The sequence below is a fragment of the Mycobacterium sp. 1245852.3 genome (assembly GCF_001669335.1).
Taxonomy (GTDB): domain Bacteria; phylum Actinomycetota; class Actinomycetes; order Mycobacteriales; family Mycobacteriaceae; genus Mycobacterium; species Mycobacterium europaeum_A.
In genome coordinates this window covers 1-2135 of the sequence record NZ_LZLL01000092.1, presented here as the reverse complement: position 1 = coordinate 2135, position 2135 = coordinate 1, and the positions used below count along the sequence as shown (strand labels likewise).

General features: G+C 65.4%; 2 protein-coding genes and 1 pseudogene. All 3 read right to left on the bottom strand.

Annotated elements, in window-relative coordinates; all coding sequences use genetic code 11:
* Positions 1-688 (bottom strand): hypothetical protein (locus tag A9W96_RS04000; protein ID WP_067138024.1); only part of this gene is annotated, 688 nt, incomplete at its 3' end.
* A gap of 123 nt (positions 689-811) precedes the next feature.
* Positions 812-1234, bottom strand: coding sequence for a peptide-methionine (R)-S-oxide reductase MsrB (msrB, locus tag A9W96_RS03995; RefSeq protein WP_066870449.1), 423 nt, complete (start codon positions 1232-1234; stop codon positions 812-814).
* 9 nt (positions 1235-1243) lie between these two features.
* Positions 1244-2135, bottom strand: a pseudogene (aftC, locus tag A9W96_RS03990) (arabinofuranan 3-O-arabinosyltransferase); the annotation flags it as partial.

Below are 2135 nucleotides of genomic sequence, written 5' to 3'. Positions count from 1 at the left end.
GGTGATCGCCGTCGTACTCTGCGGCCACCCTGTACTCTTCCCAGCCCATGTCGAGACACGCGATGAGTCGCCAGTTTTGGTGCACCGGTATCTGCGTGGTCGGGACGGGCAGGCCGGCGTCGATCAAAAGCAGACGCAGCCAGGTTTCCTTGGGCGACGCGGCGCCGGGATCGATCATTGGGAGCGCTGACCGCAGCCGACGCAGGCCGCGCGCACCGCAGTATCGCTTGGCCAGCAACAGCACATCCTCGCGCGAGAACGGTGTCGCACGCATCAACGCATCGATCCGGGCCACCGCCTCACCGATGGGCGCGTGCCGGGCGAGATCGAACGCGGTCCTGGCAAGAGTGGTCACCGGCAGACCGCTGACCCGGGTGACTTCGTCCGGCTGGATGCGCTCATTTCGGGTGATCACACCGCGAGGCGGATGCGGGTTGCGCCAGACCAACTCGATGGGCTCGTCGTCGTCGATCCACTGCGACCCGTGCAGCGCCGCCGCGGCGAGTCCGGCCAGCACGCCGCGCCGTCGCGACCACAGAAACGCCCCGGTCGACCGCGTTCTCAGCGACAGTGTCGCGGCATCCGACAGATAGATGTCCGGAGAAATCGCGCGGAAGCTCGTCCGCAGCTGATACGGGCTCACCAGCCCGAGTCGCACTGCCTCGCTGCCCACGAATACGTCGTCCACAACGTCAAAGACGTCACGACGTGTCGATGAGGTCCCGCGAAACTTAAATGGTTGCGATCCGCCGCGGCGCGTCGTCGCAACCGTTTAAGTGTCGCGGCACCTGCGCAGCGAACCCGCGGGAAGCTAGCCCGCCGGCACCAGCCGCAGGCACACCGAGTTGATGCAGTAGCGCTGATCCGTCGGCGTCGGGTAGCCCTCGCCGGCGAACACGTGACCCAGGTGGCTGTGGCAGTTGGCGCACAGCACCTCGGTGCGCGTGGTGCCCATCGAATGGTCGGGCCGCAAAATCACCGCGTCGGACTTCGCCGGGTCGAAAAACGACGGCCAGCCGCAGTGCGACTCGAATTTCTCTGTGCTGCGGAACAATTCGGCACCGCAGGCCCGGCACTGGTATACGCCTTCGGTTTTGGTGTCGGTGTATTCACCGGTGAAGGGCCGCTCGGTGCCAGCCTGGCGCAGCACATAGAACTCTTCCGGGGAAAGTTTCTTGCGCCATTCGTCATCGGTCAGCTGCACCTTGGGCGGCGACACGTCGGGAGAGGTCATGCCTCCACGCTAGCGCGCAAGGCGCTGACCCGCCGCGCCCGGCTCCGCCGCGCTCGCGGTCAGCGCGTCTCGCTCGCGCTCGTCCGTCAGCCACGCCGGATCGATGCCCTCGTCCAGCCGGTTTTCGGCCTTGGCGTCCAGGTACCGGTAGAGCAGCACGGTGAAGGCGACGATCAGCAGCAGCGACCAACCGTAGGTGATCTTGAGGTAATGCAGTGCGCGGCCGTACCTCATCGCCCGGTAGATCAGCCAGTCGTCCAGCGTCATGAATCCGTAGATCCCCAGCCAGGCCGGCCAATTGCGGATCAGCGAGTTGCGCAGCACCACCGTCATCAAGAACGGGAACAGCATCATCGAGTAGTAACCCTGGGCCAGCGGGAGCACCAGCCAGGAACAGAGCAGCAGCACGCCCGAGGAGCTGGTGAACCAGAACAGCGGGTCGCGGGTGCGGTAGTAGCGGTACAGCAGCCACAGCGCGCCGATCGTGATCAGCACGGACAGGATTCGCAGGAACACGATCAGCCAGGTGGGCAGGCCGAAGTAGACGCCGTTGCCCTCGATGGAGCTGTTGAAGTAGTCCCGGGTGCCCCCAATGTAGGGCAGCGTCTTGGTGACGAAGTCCATCGGATCGCTGACCAGCGGCCAGGCGACGATGTTGATCACCACGGGCACGACGATCGCGGGGATCAGCGTTCGCCACTGGCGGTTCAGCAGCGGCAGCAGCAGCAGCGGTCCCAGCACGGGTTTGAGCGTGAGCGTCAGCCCGATCGCGATGCCGGCCCACCACTGCCGGCTGATCCGCCCGTCCAACAGCCAGCGCAGGAACAGCATCTCGGCCAGCAGCACGCAGCCGTTGATGTTGGTGAACACCAGCGTGCTGGTCACGCTTTCGGTGCAGAAC